The 19,518-nt window shown below is 66.7% G+C and carries 24 protein-coding genes; 12 read left to right on the top strand and 12 right to left on the bottom strand.

Features of this window, described 5'->3' with window-relative positions:
* The first annotated feature begins 2 nt into the window (after positions 1 to 2).
* Entirely contained in the window at positions 3 to 353 is a 351-nt protein-coding gene (locus tag E1832_RS21675; RefSeq protein WP_133361866.1) for an H-type lectin domain-containing protein, read from the top strand.
* 25 nt (positions 354 to 378) lie between these two features.
* Here the strand turns inward: E1832_RS21675 and E1832_RS21670 are convergent, their stop codons facing one another.
* Entirely contained in the window at positions 379 to 1,398 is a 1,020-nt protein-coding gene (locus E1832_RS21670) for a ribose-phosphate pyrophosphokinase (RefSeq protein WP_133361865.1), read from the bottom strand.
* Between the two features lie 108 nt (positions 1,399 to 1,506).
* Between E1832_RS21670 and E1832_RS21665 the strand changes: the two genes are divergently transcribed.
* A complete protein-coding gene (locus E1832_RS21665; protein WP_133361864.1) occupies positions 1,507 to 2,109 on the top strand; it encodes a 2-hydroxychromene-2-carboxylate isomerase in 603 nt (200 codons plus the stop codon).
* Complete coding sequence (locus tag E1832_RS21660) at positions 2,109 to 2,921, top strand: alpha/beta fold hydrolase (protein ID WP_133361863.1); 813 nt, start codon at positions 2,109 to 2,111, stop codon at positions 2,919 to 2,921. The genes E1832_RS21665 and E1832_RS21660 overlap by 1 nt, the downstream gene beginning before the upstream one ends.
* A gap of 180 nt (positions 2,922 to 3,101) precedes the next feature.
* Here the strand turns inward: E1832_RS21660 and E1832_RS21655 are convergent, their stop codons facing one another.
* The 7 genes from E1832_RS21655 to E1832_RS21625 all read right to left on the bottom strand — a co-directional run bounded on the left by E1832_RS21655 (position 3,102) and on the right by E1832_RS21625 (position 8,578).
* Positions 3,102 to 4,145 carry a threonine aldolase family protein gene (locus E1832_RS21655; RefSeq protein WP_133361862.1) on the bottom strand — a complete coding sequence of 348 codons (1,044 nt, stop codon included), beginning with the start codon at positions 4,143 to 4,145 and terminating at the stop codon, positions 3,102 to 3,104.
* A complete protein-coding gene (locus E1832_RS21650) occupies positions 4,145 to 4,615 on the bottom strand; it encodes a YcgN family cysteine cluster protein (protein WP_133361861.1) in 471 nt (156 codons plus the stop codon). Before E1832_RS21650 ends, E1832_RS21655 begins: the two co-directional genes overlap by 1 nt.
* Positions 4,612 to 5,544, bottom strand: a complete 933-nt coding sequence (locus E1832_RS21645; RefSeq protein WP_133361860.1) for a bifunctional riboflavin kinase/FAD synthetase — start codon at positions 5,542 to 5,544, stop codon at positions 4,612 to 4,614. Before E1832_RS21645 ends, E1832_RS21650 begins: the two co-directional genes overlap by 4 nt.
* A 62-nt stretch (positions 5,545 to 5,606) precedes the next feature.
* Positions 5,607 to 6,050, bottom strand: coding sequence for a MaoC family dehydratase (locus tag E1832_RS21640; protein ID WP_133361859.1), 444 nt, complete (start codon positions 6,048 to 6,050; stop codon positions 5,607 to 5,609).
* 102 nt (positions 6,051 to 6,152) lie between these two features.
* Positions 6,153 to 7,028, bottom strand: coding sequence for an HAD family hydrolase (locus tag E1832_RS21635; RefSeq protein ID WP_133361858.1), 876 nt, complete (start codon positions 7,026 to 7,028; stop codon positions 6,153 to 6,155).
* Positions 7,029 to 7,184: 156 nt separating this feature from the next.
* Positions 7,185 to 7,595, bottom strand: a complete 411-nt coding sequence (locus tag E1832_RS21630) for a DUF1294 domain-containing protein (protein ID WP_133361857.1) — start codon at positions 7,593 to 7,595, stop codon at positions 7,185 to 7,187.
* A 62-nt stretch (positions 7,596 to 7,657) separates the two neighbouring features.
* Positions 7,658 to 8,578, bottom strand: a complete 921-nt coding sequence (locus E1832_RS21625) for a manganese-dependent inorganic pyrophosphatase (protein ID WP_133361856.1) — start codon at positions 8,576 to 8,578, stop codon at positions 7,658 to 7,660.
* 133 nt (positions 8,579 to 8,711) lie between these two features.
* Here E1832_RS21625 and E1832_RS21620 point away from each other — a divergent pair, with 133 nt between their 5' ends.
* The 7 genes from E1832_RS21620 (at position 8,712) to E1832_RS21590 (ending at position 15,855) form a co-directional block, all read left to right on the top strand.
* Positions 8,712 to 9,383, top strand: coding sequence for a DUF2161 domain-containing phosphodiesterase (locus tag E1832_RS21620; RefSeq protein WP_133361855.1), 672 nt, complete (start codon positions 8,712 to 8,714; stop codon positions 9,381 to 9,383).
* Positions 9,384 to 9,533: 150 nt separating this feature from the next.
* Positions 9,534 to 9,821: a co-chaperone GroES gene (locus E1832_RS21615; RefSeq protein ID WP_133361854.1), complete on the top strand. Its 288-nt coding sequence runs from the start codon at positions 9,534 to 9,536 to the stop codon at positions 9,819 to 9,821.
* Between the two features lie 44 nt (positions 9,822 to 9,865).
* Positions 9,866 to 11,509, top strand: coding sequence for a chaperonin GroEL (groL, locus tag E1832_RS21610; RefSeq protein WP_133361853.1), 1,644 nt, complete (start codon positions 9,866 to 9,868; stop codon positions 11,507 to 11,509).
* Positions 11,510 to 11,715: 206 nt separating this feature from the next.
* Positions 11,716 to 12,855 carry a DUF8173 domain-containing protein gene (locus E1832_RS21605; RefSeq protein WP_245514079.1) on the top strand — a complete coding sequence of 380 codons (1,140 nt, stop codon included), beginning with the start codon at positions 11,716 to 11,718 and terminating at the stop codon, positions 12,853 to 12,855.
* Positions 12,856 to 12,868: 13 nt separating this feature from the next.
* A complete protein-coding gene (locus tag E1832_RS21600; protein ID WP_133361852.1) occupies positions 12,869 to 13,720 on the top strand; it encodes a DMT family transporter in 852 nt (283 codons plus the stop codon).
* 213 nt (positions 13,721 to 13,933) lie between these two features.
* Positions 13,934 to 14,707, top strand: a complete 774-nt coding sequence (locus tag E1832_RS21595; protein ID WP_133361851.1) for an alpha/beta fold hydrolase — start codon at positions 13,934 to 13,936, stop codon at positions 14,705 to 14,707.
* On the top strand, positions 14,704 to 15,855 hold the full coding sequence (locus E1832_RS21590; RefSeq protein WP_133361850.1) for an alpha-D-ribose 1-methylphosphonate 5-triphosphate diphosphatase: 1,152 nt from the start codon (positions 14,704 to 14,706) through the stop codon (positions 15,853 to 15,855). Before E1832_RS21595 ends, E1832_RS21590 begins: the two co-directional genes overlap by 4 nt.
* A 115-nt stretch (positions 15,856 to 15,970) precedes the next feature.
* On the opposite strand, the gene E1832_RS21585 is transcribed toward E1832_RS21590, so the two are convergent.
* The 3 genes from E1832_RS21585 to E1832_RS21575 form a co-directional block, all read right to left on the bottom strand.
* Positions 15,971 to 17,056, bottom strand: a complete 1,086-nt coding sequence (locus tag E1832_RS21585) for a 5-(carboxyamino)imidazole ribonucleotide synthase (RefSeq protein WP_133361849.1) — start codon at positions 17,054 to 17,056, stop codon at positions 15,971 to 15,973.
* Positions 17,049 to 17,537: a 5-(carboxyamino)imidazole ribonucleotide mutase gene (gene purE, locus E1832_RS21580; protein ID WP_133361848.1), complete on the bottom strand. Its 489-nt coding sequence runs from the start codon at positions 17,535 to 17,537 to the stop codon at positions 17,049 to 17,051. The genes E1832_RS21585 and purE overlap by 8 nt, the downstream gene beginning before the upstream one ends.
* 73 nt (positions 17,538 to 17,610) lie before the next feature.
* Positions 17,611 to 17,835, bottom strand: a complete 225-nt coding sequence (locus tag E1832_RS21575; protein ID WP_133361847.1) for a YdcH family protein — start codon at positions 17,833 to 17,835, stop codon at positions 17,611 to 17,613.
* A gap of 163 nt (positions 17,836 to 17,998) precedes the next feature.
* Between E1832_RS21575 and E1832_RS21570 the strand changes: the two genes are divergently transcribed.
* Positions 17,999 to 18,412, top strand: coding sequence for an Hsp20 family protein (locus tag E1832_RS21570; protein WP_133361846.1), 414 nt, complete (start codon positions 17,999 to 18,001; stop codon positions 18,410 to 18,412).
* Between the two features lie 5 nt (positions 18,413 to 18,417).
* The gene (locus tag E1832_RS21565; protein ID WP_133361845.1) at positions 18,418 to 18,642 is read left to right on the top strand and encodes a DUF1150 family protein; all 225 of its coding nucleotides are present in this window, start codon (positions 18,418 to 18,420) and stop codon (positions 18,640 to 18,642) included.
* Between the two features lie 9 nt (positions 18,643 to 18,651).
* Here E1832_RS21565 and E1832_RS21560 read toward each other — a convergent pair whose 3' ends face one another.
* A complete protein-coding gene (locus tag E1832_RS21560; protein WP_133361844.1) occupies positions 18,652 to 19,518 on the bottom strand; it encodes a glycosyltransferase family 10 domain-containing protein in 867 nt (288 codons plus the stop codon).

The following is a 19,518-nucleotide window of genomic DNA, read 5'->3' as shown; positions in this document are numbered from 1 at the left end:
GAATGAAGAAACTGGAAAACCATCTCATCGGCATCGATCAGGGCGACGTGTCCCTGTTTGCCGATTTCGAGGACGGCGGCGAGATGTGGACCGGCGAGGGCCCCCGCGAACGGCGCCGCGCGATCCGCTTTGGCGAGCCGTTCCGCGCGCCGCCCGCGGTTCATGTCTCGGTCTCGCTGCTCGACGCGGATACGGCCTCGGCGGTCCGCACCGAGCTGTTGGTCGACAATGTCACCAACGAGGGTTGCGAGATCGTGTTCCGGACCTGGCTCGACACCCGCATTGCGCGCATCCGCGTGGCCTGGATGGCGATCGGGGCGCTCAATCACGACGACGACTGGGTCATCGGCTGATGGCGGGCGCCCCCGCGCCCCCGGATCAGTCCGGCATGTAGAGCGACTCGTAGATCGGCGACAGCGTCTTGTCCTCGAACAGCGACGAGACGCTGGTGCCGTACCAGATGTTCAGGATCGCCTGGGCAAAGATCGGCGCCGTGGGGACGATGCGGATATTCGGCGCGGCCTGCACCGCCTTGCTGGGCTCGATGGTGTCGGTCAGAACCAGAGTCTTCATCACCGAATTGGTGATCCGTTCCACCGCCGGGCCGCTCATCACCCCGTGAGAGATATAGGCGTGCACCTCTTTGGCGCCGTTCTCCATCAGCACCTCGGCCGCCTTGCACAGGGTGCCGGCGGTGTCGCACATGTCGTCGACGATGATGCAGATCTTGTCGGTCACATTGCCGATCACCGTCATCTCGGCCACTTCGCCCGGCTTCTCGCGGCGCTTGTCCACGATCGACAACGGCGAATTGATCCGCTTGGCCAGTTCCCGCGCGCGCGCCACGCCGCCCACGTCCGGAGAGACCACCATCAGATCGCCCATCCGGTCCCTGAAATGCGCCTTGATGTCGAGCGCGAAGATCGGAGAGGCATAGAGGTTGTCGACCGGAATGTCGAAAAAGCCCTGGATCTGCGCCGCGTGCAGGTCCATCGTCAGAACCCGCTCGATCCCGGACTGGGTCAGCAGGTTGGCCACCAGCTTGGCGCTGATCGGCGTGCGGGCCTTGGTGCGGCGATCCTGGCGGGCATAGCCGAAATAGGGGATCACGGCGGTGATCCGCGCCGCGCTGGACCGGCGCAGCGCGTCGGCCATGATCAGCAGCTCCATCAGGTTGTCATTGGCCGGGTTCGATGTCGGCTGGATCAGGAACATGTCCTCACCGCGCACGTTCTCGTAAACCTCGACAAAGATTTCGCCGTCGTTGAACCGCTCGACGCGGGCGTCGACCAGATCGAGGTTGACCCCCCGATGCATACTCATGCGGCGCGCGATGGCCTCGGCAAGCGGAAGGTTGGCGTTCCCAGCGATAAGCTTGGGTTCGTTCAGAGTCGCCATGTGCTGATATCCCCGGGCAGCAAGGTCTGGTGTGACAGAATCGTGAAGTTGACACCGCTTAGCATGTGCGTACCTTCGCGCAAAGATTTGGGCGGGAGAAATGTTAAGATGCCACATCATGTAGATTACTTCTTTTCGACGCTGTCGCCCTATGTCTATCTCGCGGGCACGCGGCTGGAGCAGATCGCCGCGCGGCACGGCGCCACGATCACCTACAAGCCGCTGGACATCATCGGTCTGTTCCCGCGTACCGGCGGCGTTGCCCCGGCCGAGCGGCACCCGGCGCGGATGCAGTACCGGGCGCAGGAGCTGATGCGGCAGTCGAAAAAGCTGGGGCTGGCGTTCAACCTCAAGCCGGCGCACTGGCCGACCAACCCGGCGCCCTCGTCCTATGCGATCATCGCGGCGCAGGCCGCGGGCGGCGGTGACATGGGGGCGCTGATCCATGGCATCACCCGCGCCGTCTGGGCCGAAGACCGGGACATCGCCGAGGATACGGTGCTGCGCGCCTGCCTGGAGGCCGCCGGGTTCGATCCGGCGCTGACCGACAGCGGGCTGCTTGCGGGCGCCGAGGCTTATGCCGCCAATCTCGAAGAGGCCGCCGCGCGCGGTGTCTTCGGCTCGCCCTTCTACATTACCGGCGAGGACCAGAGATTCTGGGGCCAGGACCGGCTGGACGACCTTGAGGCCACCCTCGCGGGCGATCTGTGATGGACGGGCAGGGACTGCCGCAGCCGGTGTTCGCGCGGCAGTTCGGCCATGGCCCCCGACAGGTGCTGGCGATCCATTGCACGCTGGCCCATTCCGGCGCCTGGCGCGGGATTGCCGCGCAGCTGGAGGCCGAGGCGACCTTTACCGCCTTCGACATGCTCGGCCACGGACGCAGCCCCGATTGGGACGGGCAGGGCGACGTGCAGGACCGCATGACCGAGATCGGCGAAAGTTTCCTGACCGAGCGGATGGACGTGATCGGCCACTCCTTCGGCGCCACGGTCGCGCTGCGGCTGGCGGCAGCGCATCCGGACCGGGTGCGCTCGCTGACCATGGTCGAGCCGGTCTATTTCTGTTTCGCGATGCAGGACGACCCGGAGGCGCTGGCCCTGCACGAGGCCGATACCGCCGCCTTCACCGGCCCGCTCGAGCGGGGCGAATATGAGACCGGCGCGCGGCTGTTCAACGAATTGTGGGGCGGGGCGGGGGTGTCCTGGGACGACATGCCCGAGGCCGCGCGCGCCGGTATGGTGCGCAGCATCCGCTTTGTGCCCGCGTGCCGCCCGTCTCTCTACGACGACCTTGCCGGCATTCTCGGGCCGGACCGGATCGCCCGGGTTTCGATGCCCGCGCTGCTGCTCCGCGGCACCGTCAGCCATCCGGTGACCAGGGCGATCAATGACGCCATCGCCCGCCGCCTGCCCGATGCCCGGAACGTGGTGATCGAAGGGGCGGGTCATATGCTGCCGATCACCCACCCGGCAGAGGTGGCGTCACATCTGCGCGCGCTGTTTGAATGGGCCGGCGAGTAGCCCCGCGCTTTTCATCCGTCGGGCCGACCCAGGGCCGGGCGTGGCCCTCTGCGCCTGGACGTTGACAGGATATTCGGGCGCGCGCACCGCCACTTGCCTCCCGCCCCCTCTCAGGGGGACGGAGGGGGAAATGGGGCGAGACAGGGAGGGAGAAACCGGGAGGGGGGGCCTTGCCAGCCCTCAGCTCTTGGCCAGTTCCACGAACCGGTCGATCAGATCGGCGCTGATCGACCAGTCGCAGACCAGCCGGCAGCCCAGCGGCTCGTCACCGTCGCCGGTCTCCAGCGGGCCGCCCTGCAGGTAGTACATCGCGCCCTCGGCCTTGAGCCGCTGGTGCACGCGGCGGGGCAGGGCGGCAAAGATCATGTTGGCCTGCGGCACGTTCAGGAACTCGGCGCCCGCATCGCGCAGCCCTACGGCCAGGCGGGTGCAATTGGCGTTGGCCTGTTCGGCCATTTCCAGCCACAGCCCGTCCGCCAGATAGGCCTCCATCTGCGCCGAAAGATAGCGGTGCTTGGAAAACAGATGCGCCCCCCGCTTGCGCCGCAGCTCGAATTCCCAGCCCTGCGCGGGATCAAAGAACACCACCGCCTCGGCGCCCATCAGCCCGTTCTTGGTGCCGCCGAAGGACACCGCGTTGACGCTGGCCTGCCAGGTCATCTCTGCCGGGCTGCATCCCAGCGCCACCAGCGCGTTGGCAAAGCGCGCGCCGTCCAGATGCACCGGCAGGTCAAAGTCGTTTGCCACTGCGGTCAGTTCGCGCAATTCCTCCAGCGTATAGACTGATCCACGCTCGGTCACCTGGGTGATCGACACCGGGCCGCGCTGCGGCCCGTGCACGCCGCGGGTTTCTTCGCCCTCGATCGCCGCGCGCAGGGTTCTGGACGTCATCTTGTCGTCCGCGCCCACCAGCGTCAGCTTGGCGCCGCCGGAATAGAACTCCGGCGCGTTGCACTCGTCCTCCTGGATATGGGCGACGGGGGTGCAAAAAATAGTGTCCCAGGGATTGGCCAGCGTCGCCAGCGCCAGCGAATTGGCCGCAGTGCCGGTGGCGACGAGATAGACGGCCGCGTCGGGCGCCTCGAACACCTCGCGGATGCGGTCGCGCACCCGGTCCATCAGCGCATCGGCGCCATAACCCATGGCATAGCCGCTGTTGGCCTCGGCCAGCGCCTCCATTACCCTGGGGTGGACCGGGCCGGTATTGTCAGAGGCAAAGAACATCAGATCGGCTCCTCGATGATATACTCTTCCCAGTCCTCTTCCGGGATCTCGAATTCCGGCACGGTCCGGTTGCGTACGGAAACGCCGGCCGAATGTACGCTTTCGGCGGTGCCCGAGATCAGCGGGTGCCAGTCGAACAGCGGCTTGCCCTCCCAGAGCAGGCGATAGGCGCAAGTTCGCGGCATCCAATAGGCGTGCTCGTCGATATTGCCCGGGCGCAGGACGATGCATTCGGGCACGAACTGGTGCCGGATCTCATATTGCGCGCAGCGGCAGGTGGTGTCGTCCAGCAGCCGGCAGGCGACGCGGGTCAGGGCGACCTCGCCGGTGTCCTCGTCCTCCAGCTTGTTCAGGCAGCATTTGCCGCAGCCGTCGCACAGCGCCTCCCACTCCCGCTCGGTCAGCTTGCGAAGGGGCTTTCGTTCCCAAAAGCGCGGCGAGAGGCCGGAACGGTCGATCGGATCGCTCATAGATCGCCCAGGATGTCGCGGGATCGGGCGCAATCGCCATCCATCTGCGCGATCAGCGCGTCGAGGCTCTCGAACTGCATCTCGGGACGCAGGAATTCCACCAGCCCGACCGAGAGCGTCGCGCCATAGAGATCGCCGGAAAAGTCAAAGATATAGGTCTCGATATTGGGCACCTCGCCGCCGAACATCGGTCGCACCCCCAGCGAGGCGGCACCGCGATAGCTGCCCTTGTGCGGCCCGTCGAGCACATCGACCAGCACCGCATAGACTCCGAAGGCGGGCGGGTGCAGCCCCTCGATCGACATGTTGGCGGTGGGAAAGCCCAGCTCGCGGCCGCGCTGTTCGCCGCCAATCACGGCGCCCTCGATCCGGTGCCAGTGGCCCAGCATGGAGGCCGCCTCGCGTGGGCGGCCCTCGCTCAGCGCGGTGCGGATCGCGGTGGAGGAGACGGTGTTTTCCGACTGTTCCAGCAGCGGCGCGACGGTGACGCCGAAGCCCATCTCGCGCCCGAAGCGGACCAGATCCTGCGCGTTGCCGGCGCGGCCCTTGCCAAAGCAGAAATCGGCCCCCACCACCACATGCGCGACGCCCAGCCCCTCGGCCAGCACGCTGCGGGCGAAGGCCTCTGGCGTGAGGCCGGCCAGGGCGGCGTTGAAATTCAGCTCATAGAGCTTTTCGACCCCCAGCTTTTCCAGCCGGTGCGCCCGTGCGCCGCGGCGCATCAGGCGGAAGGGCGGGCTTTGCGGCGCGAAGTATTCGCGCGGATGCGGCTCGAATGTGATAATGCCCAGCGGTGCCTGCGGTGCCGCCCCGCGCGCCAGCCGGATCACCGACTGGTGGCCCAGATGCACACCGTCGAAATTGCCGATCGCGGCACTGGCGCCGCGGTCCTGGGTTTCGACGAACTGATGATCCCGGATGATCCGCATGGGCGATGCCTAGCGCCCCGCGCGCCTGGGCGCAAGACGCCCCGCGCCGGACCTGAATGGCCTCAGTCGAACTTGCGGCTGGGGGCGAGCACGGTCGCCTCGCCGATCAGCACCTTCTTGTCGTTGACCGAGCAGTGACAGTCCAGCTTGACGCGCCGCTTGCCCAGGTCGATGTCGATCACCTTGACCTCGGCATAGACCATGTCGCCGGGCCGCACCGGGGCAAGGAATTTCAGCGTCTGGCCCATGTAGACGGTGCCGTGCCCCGGCAGCTGTTCGCCGATCACCGCCGAGATCAGCCCGGCGGTCAGCATCCCATGCGCGATGCGCCCCTCAAAGATGGTGTCCTGCGCGTAATCGTCGTCCAGATGCACCGGGTTATGGTCGGTGGAGACCTGTGCGAACATCTCGATATCCTCGTCGGTCACCACTTTGCGCAGATGGCGGGTCATGCCCATCTCGATATCCTCGATGCAGATCGTTCCGCGGGGCAGGTTGTCCAACATATCGTCCTCTTGTCTCATCTGCGCGGCAATAAATGTGCGACTCTGGTGGTGGTGCGGCAACTTTATTACTTTGCAGGCGCAGAAAATCAAGCGGTTTTTCAGTCAGCGCAAATGCCCGATCGCATAGGTCGGGGCGGTCATTTCCGCCTCCAGAAAGGCCGCCAGCGCCGCAGGTTCCGGTTGTTGCGCGGTTTTCGTGTCCTGCGCCGCCAGTCCGCCGGTGATGAAGAGGGAATCGATATCCTCGCCCATGGCGCCGGCGATGTCAGTGTGGATGCCGTCGCCGATGGCCAGGATTGCCGCATTGCCCACGTCCTTGCCCAGATCCGCCAGACGGCGGCGGGCCAGATCGTAGATCGGCGGATGCGGCTTGCCGAAATAAAGGCTCTCTCCCCCCATTTCGGTATAGAGCCGGGCCAGCGCACCGGCGCACCATTCGCGGGTCTCGCCCCGGTCCACGACGATATCGGGATTGGCGCAGAGCAGTTTCAGCCCCTTCTGCTTGGCCAGCAGGAACTCGGGCCGGTTCACCGCCGGATCGGCCATCGGATCGAACGGGCCGCAGCAGACGATGCCCTCGGCCTGGTCCAGCGGCACGCGGGTGACCGGGGCGGGGTCGTGGATCACATGCAGCGGTTCGAAGAATTCGTGGTCACGCTCCCATTCGCCCATGAACCAGACCTTTTCACCGACCACGCCTTCGAACATCGCCGCGCGCGCGCTGTCGCCACTGGTGGCGATGGTGTCATAGGCGTCGTCCGGCACGCCAAAGCTGCGCATCTGGACGGCGACGCCGAGCCGGGGCTTGGGCGAGTTGGTGACCAGCACCACGGTGCCGCCGCGGGCGCGGTAGGCCTGCAGCGCCGCGACCGCCGCCGGATAGGCGCGCACGCCGTCATGCACGCAGCCCCACAGATCGACGAACAGCACGTCGTAGCGGTCGGAGATGTCGGCGAGGGCGTCGATGATCTGGGTCATGGGAGGGGCTTTCGGGCAATTGCGGTCGGCGCAGATATGGCGGTTTGACTGCTGCGGGGAAACCCTAAAAACGATGCGGGAAAGCCCCGGTGGGCGCCGCGCTGGCGCTGTCCGGGCAGGCCATCGTGATCTTCGCTCCGCCGATGGAGGCGGGCGTCAGTCCCGCGCCGACTGGAAGAACCGGTGGGTGCCTTGAGCGGGGCTGTCCCGTCCGACGCCGACCGACGGGAGGTGCGGGCGCGACTGGGTGAGCCAGGTGCTGAGCGGAGCCTCGGGCCAGCCAAAGGCCCGCGCGCGCAGCTCTGGCCCGGCGAGAGAGCCAAGCACCGCGACGGTCAGCAGATTGAGGCCGATCATCAGGGTCAACAGGGTCTTGAACGGCTGTTTGCGGGTCTTGTGGCGGAACAGCCATTGCCCGAGCTTAAGCGCCGGCCAGCCGCCGCAGAAGGCGAGAAACAGAAAGCTGCGTTCCGATATGCGCCAGCCCTGGCGGGCGGCCTGGCTCTTGTCCCAGTCGAACAGGAACAGGGTGAAGAGATTCAGGACGGTCAGGGCAACCGGGAGCATGTTGGACCTGAGATTACCGGAAACGAAAAGAGGCGCCCGCCGGGCGCCTCCTTGAACTCGGATCAGACCTTGAGGTTCGGAATGATCTGCTTTTTCCGGCTCATGATGCCGGGCAGCACCACGGTGTCGCCGGTGGCGGTTGCGCCAAAGCTTTTCTCGGCAACGGTTTTCACCAGATCGTTCGGCACCAGCAGCGTGGCCTCTTCGTTCAGGATGTCGATGACGAAAAGCAGAACCTGATCGGCGCCGTCTTCCTTGGCGACATCGACCATCGAGGCCATCAGGCTGTCCTTGCGGTCCAGCACGATCTTCGGCGCGGTGGTCTCCAGCACCGAGACGCGGAATTCGGTGCCGTCGATGGTGTATTCCTTGGAGTCCATCCGCAGCAGCTCTGCGTCGGAGAAGGCGGAGACATCCGATTTCGCCTCGAACAGCTCGGCGGCGTAGGAGGCGATGTCGATGCCCAGATCGGCGGCCAGCTTCTCGGCCACGGCGCGGTCGTGGTCGGTGGTGGTCGGGCTGCGGAATTCCAGCGTGTCGGACAGGATGCAGGACAGCGCCGCGCCCTTGATCGCCTCGGGCATCTTGGCGGCGTCTTCGCCCATCAGGTCGATCATGATGGTGGCGGTGCAGGCCAGCGGGCGCACGGTGATGTCGATCGGACCCTTGGTCTCGATGCCGCCGACCAGCTTGTGGTGGTCGATGATGGCGCGGATATCGGCGGCGTTGATGCCCTCGGGCAGCTCGGCGGGGTTGTTGGTGTCGACGATGACCACCGGCGCGTCGGCCTCGACGCCCGAGATGATCTCGGGCTTGTCCAGGTTCCAGCGCTGCAACACAAAGGCGGCCTCGGTGTTCGGCTCGCCCAGCAGTTTCGGCGCGGCGGCCTCGCCCTTCACCTCGGTCAGGTACCAGGCCCAGATGATCGGCGAACCGGTGGAATCGGTGTCGGGGGATTTGTGGCCAAAGACTTGGATGGTCATAATTGCGTCCTGTGCAATGAGGGGTGGATTTTGCGCGCGTTATAGGCAGGGCGGCCGGGCTTGTCACGTGGGGTTTCAAGGCCGGGCCGGTGTCAATTGGACGCGCGAAACCGGATCGGCTAGGGTCGCGGCGATGAGTCTGGAGCAGGATCTATATCCGCCGGTCAAGGCGTTGCTGGAGCGGCAGGGGTATACCGTCAAGGGCGAGGTCGGCCCGGCCGACGTGATGGCGCGGCGGGGCGATGAGCCGCCGGTCATCGTCGAGCTGAAGCTGCGGTTTTCGCTGAGTCTGTTTCATCAGGCCATCGCGCGGCTGTCGGTCACCGATCTGGTCTATGTCGCGGTGCCGCGCCCCAACGGCCGGACCGCGCGCGGGGCGCTGCGGGACAATCTGGCGCTGTGCCGCCGGCTCGGGCTGGGGCTGATCACGGTGCGCGGCGACGGTCGGGCCGAGGTGCATTGCGATCCCGGTCCCCATGCCCCGCGCAAGTCGAAAAAGCGCAGCGCGCGTCTGTTGCGCGAATTCGACCGGTTGCAGGGCGATCCCAATTCGGGGGGCGCCACCCGGCATGGCATCGTCACCGCCTATCGGCAGGACGCGCTGCGCTGCGCCGCGCATCTGGCCGAGAGCGGGCCGGCAAAGGGGGCGCTGGTGGCCCGTGCCACCGGGGTGGCGGCCGCCACGCGGCTCATGTCCGACAACCACTATGGCTGGTTCGAGCGGGTGGACAAGGGCATCTACCGGCTGACCCCTGCCGGCGCCGAGGGGCTGGTGCACTGGGCCTACAGCTGGGACGACCAGTGACTCGATTTTAGCAAAGACTTGTGTTGACACGCGCACGCGCTCTGCCTAGCTATGCGCCGTTAGCACTCCCACATGGTGAGTGATAACGGCTCTCCCGGGGAGTGGAGAGCCCGATGAAAAACGAACTTTGAGCCTCAAGGAGCTGCAAAGATGGCATTCAAACCACTTCATGACCGGGTGCTGGTGCGCCGTGTTGAAGGCGAAGAAAAAACCGCCGGTGGCCTGATCATTCCCGACAGTGCGAAAGAAAAGCCTGCCGAGGGGATCGTCGTGTCCTGCGGCGAAGGCGCCCGTAAGGACAGCGGCGAGCTGATCCCGATGGCGGTCAGCGCCGGCGACAAGGTGCTGTTCGGCAAATGGTCCGGCACCGAAGTCACCGTCGAAGGTGAAGAAATGCTGATCATGAAGGAAAGCGACATTCTCGGCATCATCGCCTGAGATCGCGCCCTTCCCTGAAACCAAATTAGACGAGGAAAACAGCAATGGCTGCCAAGGACGTCAAATTCAGTACCGCTGCCCGCGACAAGATGCTCAAGGGCGTCAACATCCTGGCCGACGCCGTCAAGGTCACGCTGGGCCCGAAAGGCCGCAACGTGGTCCTGGACAAGAGCTTCGGCTCGCCCCGCATCACCAAGGACGGTGTGTCGGTCGCCAAGGAAATCGAACTGGAAGACAAGTTCGAGAACATGGGCGCCCAGATGGTGAAAGAGGTTGCCTCTCGCACCAATGACGAGGCCGGCGACGGCACCACCACCGCCACCGTGCTGGCCCAGGCCATCGTGAAAGAGGGCATGAAGGCGGTTGCCGCCGGCATGAACCCGATGGATCTCAAGCGCGGCATCGACCTGGCCACCGACAAGGTCGTGGAGGCCATCAAGGCCGCCGCGCGTCCGGTCAGCGATTCGGCCGAGGTTGCCCAGGTCGGCACCATCTCGGCCAACGGCGAGGTCGAGATCGGCCAGCAGATCGCAGACGCGATGCAGAAGGTCGGCAACGAGGGTGTCATCACCGTCGAAGAGAACAAGGGTCTGGAAACCGAGACCGACGTGGTCGAGGGGATGCAGTTCGACCGCGGCTACCTGTCGCCGTACTTCGTGACCAACGCCGACAAGATGACCGCCGAGCTGGAAGACTGCATGATCCTGCTGCACGAGAAGAAACTCTCGTCGCTGCAGCCGATGGTGCCGCTGCTCGAGCAGGTGATCCAGTCGCAGAAACCGCTGCTGATCATCGCCGAGGACGTCGAAGGCGAAGCGCTGGCCACCCTGGTGGTCAACAAGCTGCGCGGCGGTCTGAAGATTGCCGCCGTCAAGGCACCGGGCTTCGGCGATCGCCGCAAGGCCATGCTGCAGGACATCGCGATCCTGACCGGTGGTCAGGTGATCAGCGAAGACCTGGGCATGAAGCTGGAAAGCGTCACCATGGACATGCTTGGCACCGCCAAGAAGATCCAGATCACCAAGGACGAGACCACCATCGTTGATGGCGCCGGTGACAAGGCCGAGATCGAAGCGCGCGTGGCTCAGATCCGCAACCAGATCGAAGAGACCACCAGCGACTACGACCGTGAAAAGCTGCAGGAACGCGTGGCCAAGCTGGCCGGCGGTGTGGCTGTCATCCGCGTTGGCGGCATGACCGAAACCGAGGTGAAAGAGCGCAAGGACCGCGTCGACGACGCGCTGAACGCGACCCGCGCCGCGGTTCAGGAAGGCATCGTCGTGGGCGGCGGTGTCGCTCTGGTGCAGGGCGCCAAGATGCTGGCCGGCCTGGAAGGCGCGAACAGCGACCAGAACGCCGGTATCGCCATCGTGCGCCGCGCCCTGGAAGCTCCGCTGCGCCAGATCGCCGAGAACGCAGGCGTCGACGGCGCCGTCGTGGCCGGCAAGATCCGTGAATCGGACGACCTGAAGTTCGGCTTCAACGCGCAGACCGAAGAGTATGGCGACATGTTCGCCTTCGGCGTGATCGACCCCGCCAAGGTGGTCCGCACCGCGCTGGAAGACGCCGCGTCGATCGCCGGCCTGCTGATCACCACCGAAGCGATGGTGGCCGACAAGCCGCAGAAAGAAGGCGCAGGCGCCGGTGGCGGCATGCCCGACATGGGCGGCATGGGCGGTATGATGTAAGACGGCGAATTCGCGTCAGCGAATTCTGCCGGGGGCGACAGGCCCCCCGTCATACCCGAAAATATGGCAAAGGCGTCCTCAGGGGCGCCTTTGTCGCGTTTTGGCCGCCGCACCGCTGCGGTTTTCTTGATCCGACACGCAGATGTGTCCTATCCCGAAGGCAGCTTTGCGCTATGGGCTTCTGATTTTCACGCAGGGGGATTGAGATGCGTCTGGTTCGTTGTTTTCTGTTGAGTGCGCTACTGGCGACGGTCTCGGGACCGGCCGCGCAGGCCGGCGAGGACGGTGATCGGTTCGCCATCGGCGATGACGCCTTTCGTGCCGCCCAGACCGTGACCTTTGCCGAGCCGGGCCGCGCCGACCTGTTTCTGGGCGGTGAACGGGTATCGGCAACCTCGGATATTTCCGGCACGGCACATCTGGCGGGGCGCTGGCTGACCCTGTCGGGCGCTGTCGGCGGCAATGCCTATGCACTGGGTCAGCAGATCGCGGTGACAGGCACCGTGGCCGGAAACGCCACGCTGTTCGGGCAGGAGGTGACGGTGCGCGGTCCTGTGGCGGGCAATCTGCGCGCCTCGGGGTCCGAATTGGAGATCACCGGCGATATCGGGGGCTATGCCCTGCTGGCCGGTGAACGGGTCGCGCTGGACAGCGCCATTTCCGGCGACCTGGCGCTGACCGCGCGGCAGGTCGATTTCGGCCCCGGCGCGCGTGTCGCGGGCACCCTGACCCTTTATGAAAGCACCCCGGGCAGCCTGAGCGTGCCCGCCTCGGTCGCCCCGGCCGAGCGGGTCGAGCGGCGCCGGATCGAGCAGTGGGAGCACGACTGGGGCGGCCCGCAGATGGTGTCCTGGCGCGGTGCGCTGGGCGGATTCGTGTTCGGCGTGCTGCTGGTGGCCGGGGTTGCCGCGCTGATCGCGGCGCTGGTGCCCGAGGCGCTGGCGGCGATGCGCCGGCGAATCCTGGACCGGCCCCTGCGCACACTGGGGGCCGGGTTCGTGGCGCTGTCCGCGATTTCGGGCGCCGGGCTGGTCGTGGCCCTCACCGGCATCGGTCTTTTGCTGACCCCGGCCTTTTTCCTGCTGGCGGCTCTGGCCGGGTTCTTCGGCTATGTGGTGGGGGCCTATGCCTTTGGCGTGGCCCTGCTCTCGGCGGCGGGGCGGGCACTGCCGGACAGGATCGGCGAGCGCGCGCTGGCGGCGGGCGTCGGCGCACTGGCGGTCGGGGTGATCGGGCTGGTGCCGTTCCTCGGCTGGCTCTTCGTGCTGCTGGTGCTGCTGACCGGGCTGGGGGCGCTGGCGATCCGGCTGCTGCCTGACCACCTGCTGGGGTCTCCACGGTATTGAGCGGCGCGCGCAGATGACCCGCCTCGCGCTTCCGGTCGCCCTGGCCATGGCAGCCTTTGCCGCCAACTCGCTGCTGAACCGCGCGGCGGTGGACAGCGGCGCCATCGGTCCTGCGGCCTTTGCCGCCGTCCGGGTTCTGGCAGGGGCGGCGATGCTGGGCGTTCTGGTCCTGATCCGGCGCCAGGCGCTGCCGCTGTGGCACCGGCGGCGCTGGGCCGGGGCGCTGTCGCTGACCGCCTATATGGTGGGGTTCTCGGCCGCCTATCTGACGCTGGACGCGGGGCTGGGCGCGCTGATCCTGTTCGGGGTGGTCCAGATCACCATGTTCGCCTTTGGCGCGCTGGGCGGCGCCCGCCCCTCGGGCCGGCAGCTGGCGGGGGCGGGCGTCGCCTTTGCCGGGCTGGCCTGGATCCTTTGGCCGGCGGGCGGCGCGCGGGTGCCGCTCAGCGGTGCGCTGTGGATGGTGGCGGCCGGGATCGGCTGGGGTGTCTACACCCTGAGCGGCCGGGGCGAGCCGGCGGCGCTGGCGGCGACGGCTGCCAATTTCTGCCTCGCCCTGCCGCTCACGGCGCTGCCGCTGCTCTGGGTGCGGGACGCGGCGCCGATGACCGTGCCCGGGGTCGCGCTGGCGGCGCTGGCGGGGGCGGTGACCTCTGGTCTGGGCTATGCGCTGTGGTACGCCCTGGTGCCGCGGATGACGCCGGCGACGGCGGCCACGGTGCAACTGAGCGTGCCGGTGATCGCGCTGGCGGCCGGTGCGGCGCTGCTGGGCGAGGCGCCGGGGTGGCGGCTGATCCTCGGCGCGGCGGTGGTGCTGGGGGGGATCGCACTGGCGCTGCCGCGCCCGCGCCCGGCGCGGGGGTAGGACAAAACACATTTCACCCAAGCCGGCCTGCGTTTTTCAGCGGAGAATGACACGCATTGCCTTGCATGGCGCAAGAGGCCCGCTTCGGGCTTGAACCCGCGCAGGGGAGCATTCGCCCGAATGCCCGTTGCAGGGCACGCCGCAGGCTCTTCGGACGAGGCTGTGCGCCACATATGCCTTCCCTCCCGGCGCCAAAGCCCCTATCTGGCCCCCATGCGCATCCTGCTTTTCCTCCTTATGTTCTGGCCCGCTTCGGCGATGGCAGATTGCGTCGTGCTGCTGCACGGGCTGGCGCGGACCGAGGCCTCTTTCACCATCATGGACGAGGTGCTGCGCGGCCGCGGCTACCGGGTGGTGCGGCCCGGATACCCCTCGACCGAGCTGCCGATTCCGGCGCTGGCCGGGCAGGCCATTCCGGCGGCGATGGCAGACTGCGGCGCCGGCACGGTGCATTTCGTGACCCATTCCATGGGCGGAATCCTGCTGCGCTACTGGCTGCGCGACCACCGGCCCGAACGGCTGGGCCGCGTCGTCATGCTGGGGCCGCCCAACCAGGGCAGCCAGCTGGTTGACGAACTGGACGACTGGCAGGTCTTTGGCCTGATCAACGGCCCGGCGGGAAAGCAGCTCGGCACCGGACCGGACAGCGTTCCGCGGACCCTGCCGGGGGTGGATTTCCCGCTCGGCGTGATTGCCGGCACCAATTCGATCAACCCGGTCTTCTCGGCGCTGATCGACGGACCCGATGACGGCAAGGTCGCGGTGGCCGAGACCCGGGTGGCGGGCATGGCGGCGCATCTGACCCTGCCGGTGACCCATACCTTCATGATGAACAACCCGCGGGTGATCGCGCAGGCGGTGCATTTCATCGAGACCGGCCGTTTCGACCCGGAGATCACCTGGCTCGACGCCCTGCTGGGCGATATTGACCGCATCTGCCTCACCGGCACTTGCCCGCCCGAGCCGAAATCGGAGGCGACACGATGAGCGAACTGGCGCTGGATCTGACCGGGGCGAAACTGCTGCGCCCGGGCGAGGGGCTGCGAGCCGGCACACTGTCCTTTGCCGAAGGTCAGATCGCGGCTGAGAGCGCCGGCCGGGCCATCGACCTCACCGGCTGTCTGATTCTGCCCGGGATCGTCGATCTGCATGGCGATGGGTTCGAGCGCCACGTCGCCCCCCGGCGCGGGGCGATGACCGATCCTGAGGAAGGGATCGCGGCGGCAGCGTCCGAGCTGGCCGCCCATGGCATCACCACTGCCGTCATGGCCCAGTTCCACAGCTGGGAAGGCGGTCTGCGCGGGCCGGAGTTCGCCGCCCGGGTGATGCCGGCCATCGCCGCGACCCGCGCCCGCGTGGTGCCCGACCTGATCCCGCAGCTGCGGTTCGAGACCCATTTGCTCGACGACTACGCCGGTCTGCCCGAGCGGCTGGCCGACTGGCAGGTGCCTTATGTCGTGTTCAACGACCATCTGCCGCATGACCGGCTGGCCGAGGGACGCAGGCCAAAACAGTTGACCGGGCAGGCGCTGAAGGCGGGCCGCAACCCCGAGCGGCATTTCGAGATGCTGCTGGACCTGCACGCGCGCGGGTCCGAGGTGCCGGCCGCGCTCGATGCGCTCTGCGCCCGGCTGGCCGGTCTGGGGGTGCGCATGGGCAGCCACGACGATCATACCGCAGAGGCGCGCGCGGCCTGGCGCGCGCGGGGGGCGGGGATCGCCGAATTCCCCGAGACGCTGGAGGCCGCCGCGGCCGCGCGCGACGGCGGTGACGCCATCGTGCTGGGGGCGCCCAATGTGGTGCGCGGCGGTTCGCACAAAGGCAATGTCAGCGCGCTGGATCTGGTGACGATGGGGCTCTGCGATGCGCTGGCCTCGGATTACCACTATCCCAGCCCGCGCCGCGCCGCGCTGATGCTGGCGCGGACCGGCGTGCTGGAGTTCGAGGCGGCCTGGGATCTGGTCTCGGCCGGCCCGGCGGCTGTGCTGGGGCTGACCGACCGCGGCACGCTCGTGCCCGGAAAACGCGCCGATTTCTTGGTTCTTGAGCAGGATACCGGCCGCGTCGCCGCCGTCTTTGCCGGCGGGCGCGTGGCCTATATGGCGGGTGAGGTGGCGGCGCGGTTCCTGGCGTGACAGGCCGCCGCGCTTGGCACGCGCGGCGGGACCGTCCCTATCTGGAAAGCGAAGACGCCGCAGGCAGGGCGCCCGGATCTCGAGCTCGCCCCGACTCAGCGGCCCTCAGCGGCGCTTAGCGGCCCGGGCGGATCACCCGGTTGACATGGCCCATCTTGCGGCCCGGCTTGACCTCGGTCTTGCCATAGAGGTGCAGCGCGGTGTCGGGCTGGCGCGCCAGTTCCGGAACCCGGTCCATGTCGTCGCCGATCAGGTTCTCCATCACCGCATCCGCGTGGCGCCGGCCGTCGCCCAGGGGCCAGCCGGCCACGGCGCGGATATGCTGTTCGAACTGATCGATCGCGCAGCCATTTTGCGTCCAGTGGCCGGTGTTATGCACCCGTGGGGCGATCTCGTTCACCACGAGGCCCGCCGGGGTCACGAACAGCTCGACCCCCATCACGCCCACATAGTTCAGCGCGTTGAGGATGTTGGCCGAGAGCAGCACCGCATCGCTGCGCTGCGCCGGGGTCAGCCGCGCCGGCACCGTCGTGGTGCGCAGGATGCCGTCCCGGTGCACGTTCTCGCCCGGATCGAAACAGGCGACCGATCCGTCGGCCCCGCGCGCGGCAATCACCGAAACCTCGTGGCTGAAGTCGACGAACCCCTCGAGGAGCGCCGGTGCGCCGGCCATGTCGGCCAGCGCCTGTTCGGCGTCCTCGGGCGCCATGATCCGTGCCTGCCCCTTGCCGTCATAGCCGAAGCGGCGGGTCTTGAGGATCGCCGGCGCGCCGATCTCCGCCAGCGCCTCGGCCAGATCCACGGCATCGTCGACGGCGGCAAAGGGGGCGGTCTTCAGCCCCAGATCGGAGAGAAACGCCTTTTCCACCAGCCGGTCCTGGCTGACCTTCAGCGCGGTGCGGCCGGGGCGGATCGGGCGCAGCGGCTCCAGCAGGTCGAGCGCCGATGTCGGGATGTTCTCGAACTCGTAGGTGATCACATCGACGGTTTCGGCAAAGGCGGTAAGGGCGGCCGCATCGTCGTAACCGGCGGTGGTGACCTGGGCGGCGACCTGGCCCGCCGGTGGGTTGGCGCCGGGCTCATAGATATGGGCAGCGAACCCCAGCCGGCTGGCCGCGACAGACAGCATGCGGCCCAGCTGGCCGCCGCCGAGGATGCCGATCACCGCGCCGGGTTTGAGGGGGGCGAGCGGGTCACTCATCGACCGGCACCTCCGGGATCGAGGCGGAAAGGGCGGCGCGCCAGGCGTCCAGCCGTTTGGCCAGGCCTTCATCCTGCAGCGCCAGGATGCCGGCGGCCATCAGCCCGGCGTTGGCGGCGCCGGCGGCGCCGATCGCCATGGTCGCCACCGGATAGCCCTTGGGCATCTGCACGATGGAATAAAGCGAATCCACCCCCGACAATGCCCGGGTCTGCACCGGCACGCCGATCACCGGCACGCGGGTTTTCGAGGCCATCATGCCAGGCAGATGCGCCGCGCCGCCGGCGCCGGCGATGATTGCCTGTAGCCCGCGGTCGACCGCCGTCTTGCCATAGTCCCAAAGCCGGTCCGGCGTGCGGTGCGCCGAGACGATCCGCGCCTCATAGGCGATCTCCAGGGTGTCAAGGATATCGGCGGCCTCTTTCATGGTGGGCCAGTCCGACTGGCTGCCCATGATGATGCCCACGGAAGGTTTGGCCATGAATCGCCCCTTGCTGCGCGGTTTCTGTGAAAGAGCGCGCACTATAGCCAAATCATGGTGTCAGGCAATGCGGTCAGGCGATGATATCCGGCGTCAGCCGGTCCTCGATCAGCGCGATCATGTCCTTGAGCCTGAGCTTTTGCTTTTTCAGCCGTTTGATGGTCAGCGCGTCGCCGGTGCCGCGTTCCACCAGTGCGGTGATCGCCTCGTCCAGATCGCGGTGCTGACGGCGGAACACCTCAAGCTCGACGCGCAGCACCTCGTCGGTTTTCATCGAGATGTCGGTCAGAGCGTTCATGGCGGCGACTCATGGGTTGTGTCATCGGCTGACGCTCAGACTACGCCGATCTGCCTGTTTCGCCTAGCCCTTGTTAATCCACGGCATTCTGCCCATATTTATCTCGTGCGGCTGCCTGAAGGGGCCGTGCGGGCCGTCGCTTTGATGAAAAAGGACGAATGACGTGTCGAAACTTACCCTGGGCTCCTACCCGCAACTGCTTGGGTTCGAGCAACTGGAACGCCTGCTGGAACGCTCGGCCAAGTCGGGCAACGAGGGCTATCCTCCCTATAATATCGAGCAGACTTCGGATCACTCCTATCGCATCACTCTGGCCGTGGCCGGGTTCGCCGAGGAGGATCTGTCGATCACCGTCGAGGATCGCCAGCTGGTGATCCGCGGCCGTCAGAGCGATGACAGCCAGGGGCGGGTTTTCCTGCACCGGGGAATCGCCAGCCGCCAGTTCCAGCGCATGTTCGTGCTGGCCGATGGCGTCGAGGTTGGCGAGGCGATCATGGAAAACGGTCTGCTGCATGTGGACCTGACCCGCGCCAGACCGGAAACCGTGGTGCAGACCATCAACATCAGAAAGGGGTAACGGAAATGAACACGCCTTTTGATTTCAATCAGGATGGCCGCCGGATCGTTTACGTGAAGGAGGTCGACGTCGCCGATCTGCCCGAAGAGGTCCGGGCCGAGGCCGGGGACCGCGAGCATCTTTATGCGGTGCACGATTCCGAGGGGCAGCAGCTCGCGCTGGTGGCCGATCGCCGCATGGCCTTCGCGTTGGCGCGGCAGAACGATTTCGCGCCGGTCGCGGTGCACTGATCGACCGGGTCAGCCCGCGCCGAGAACGGCAAGGGCGGCCCGTTTTTCGGTCTCTCCCAGATCGGCCGCGGTTTCCTTGATCGCCCGCAGGGCGGGAAGTTTCTGGTTGAACAGCGCCTCCGAGGCGCTCAGGACCGCCTGCCGGATATCGTCGGTAGTGTCGCAGATGATCATGCCGTCGGTCGGCAGAAAGCGGTCGATATTGGGACAGCCCAGATAGATCGGCACCGTTTCGCACAGGATGGCGTCGATCAGTTTTTCGGTGAAATAGTTCGGCTCTCTCGAATTTTCGATGACAACGGAGAACCGATAAGGGGCGAGGCCCTCGGATTTCCTGTCGAAGGGCTTGTAGCCGCGCCCGATGGCGTCGAGCGTAACCGGGGCCGTTCTGGCCCAGTCGACGATCTCGTGACGCGGAAGATGTCCCGGCTGCGACCGTTTGGCCGTGGCGATCAGCGAGACCATGCGCGTCTTGGTCACATCCACATCGCGCCATTCCGGCACCCATGTGCTGCCGAACGGAAAAAAAATCCCATTGGGAATATCCGACAGAAGTGCCTCGTTCGCGGTGAGAACCCGGTAAAACCGGCGGTGGTATCTGCGCATCTTGTCCATGTGCCGCCGGTGCACCGCCTCCGGTTCCAGGATCATCACCGATACCCGCGCCCGGGTTCCGAACCCCGGCCGGTAATAGGAGGTGCTGCGCGGATAGAGGATCAGGTGATCCTGCCGGCCCAGATGCCGCAGCTTTTTGCCGATCAGCCGCTCCGGCTGGCCCAGAGGCCAGTGCAGCCGGTCCAGCGGGTAGCTGCCGGGGAAATAGCCGAGGTATTCGGTATGGGGCAGAATGCCGACCGCGGGGGTGTCATGAGCCAT

It is taken from the genome of Antarcticimicrobium luteum, assembly GCF_004358185.1.
Classification (GTDB): domain Bacteria; phylum Pseudomonadota; class Alphaproteobacteria; order Rhodobacterales; family Rhodobacteraceae; genus Antarcticimicrobium; species Antarcticimicrobium luteum.
This window is presented reverse-complemented; position numbering and strand designations above follow the sequence as displayed.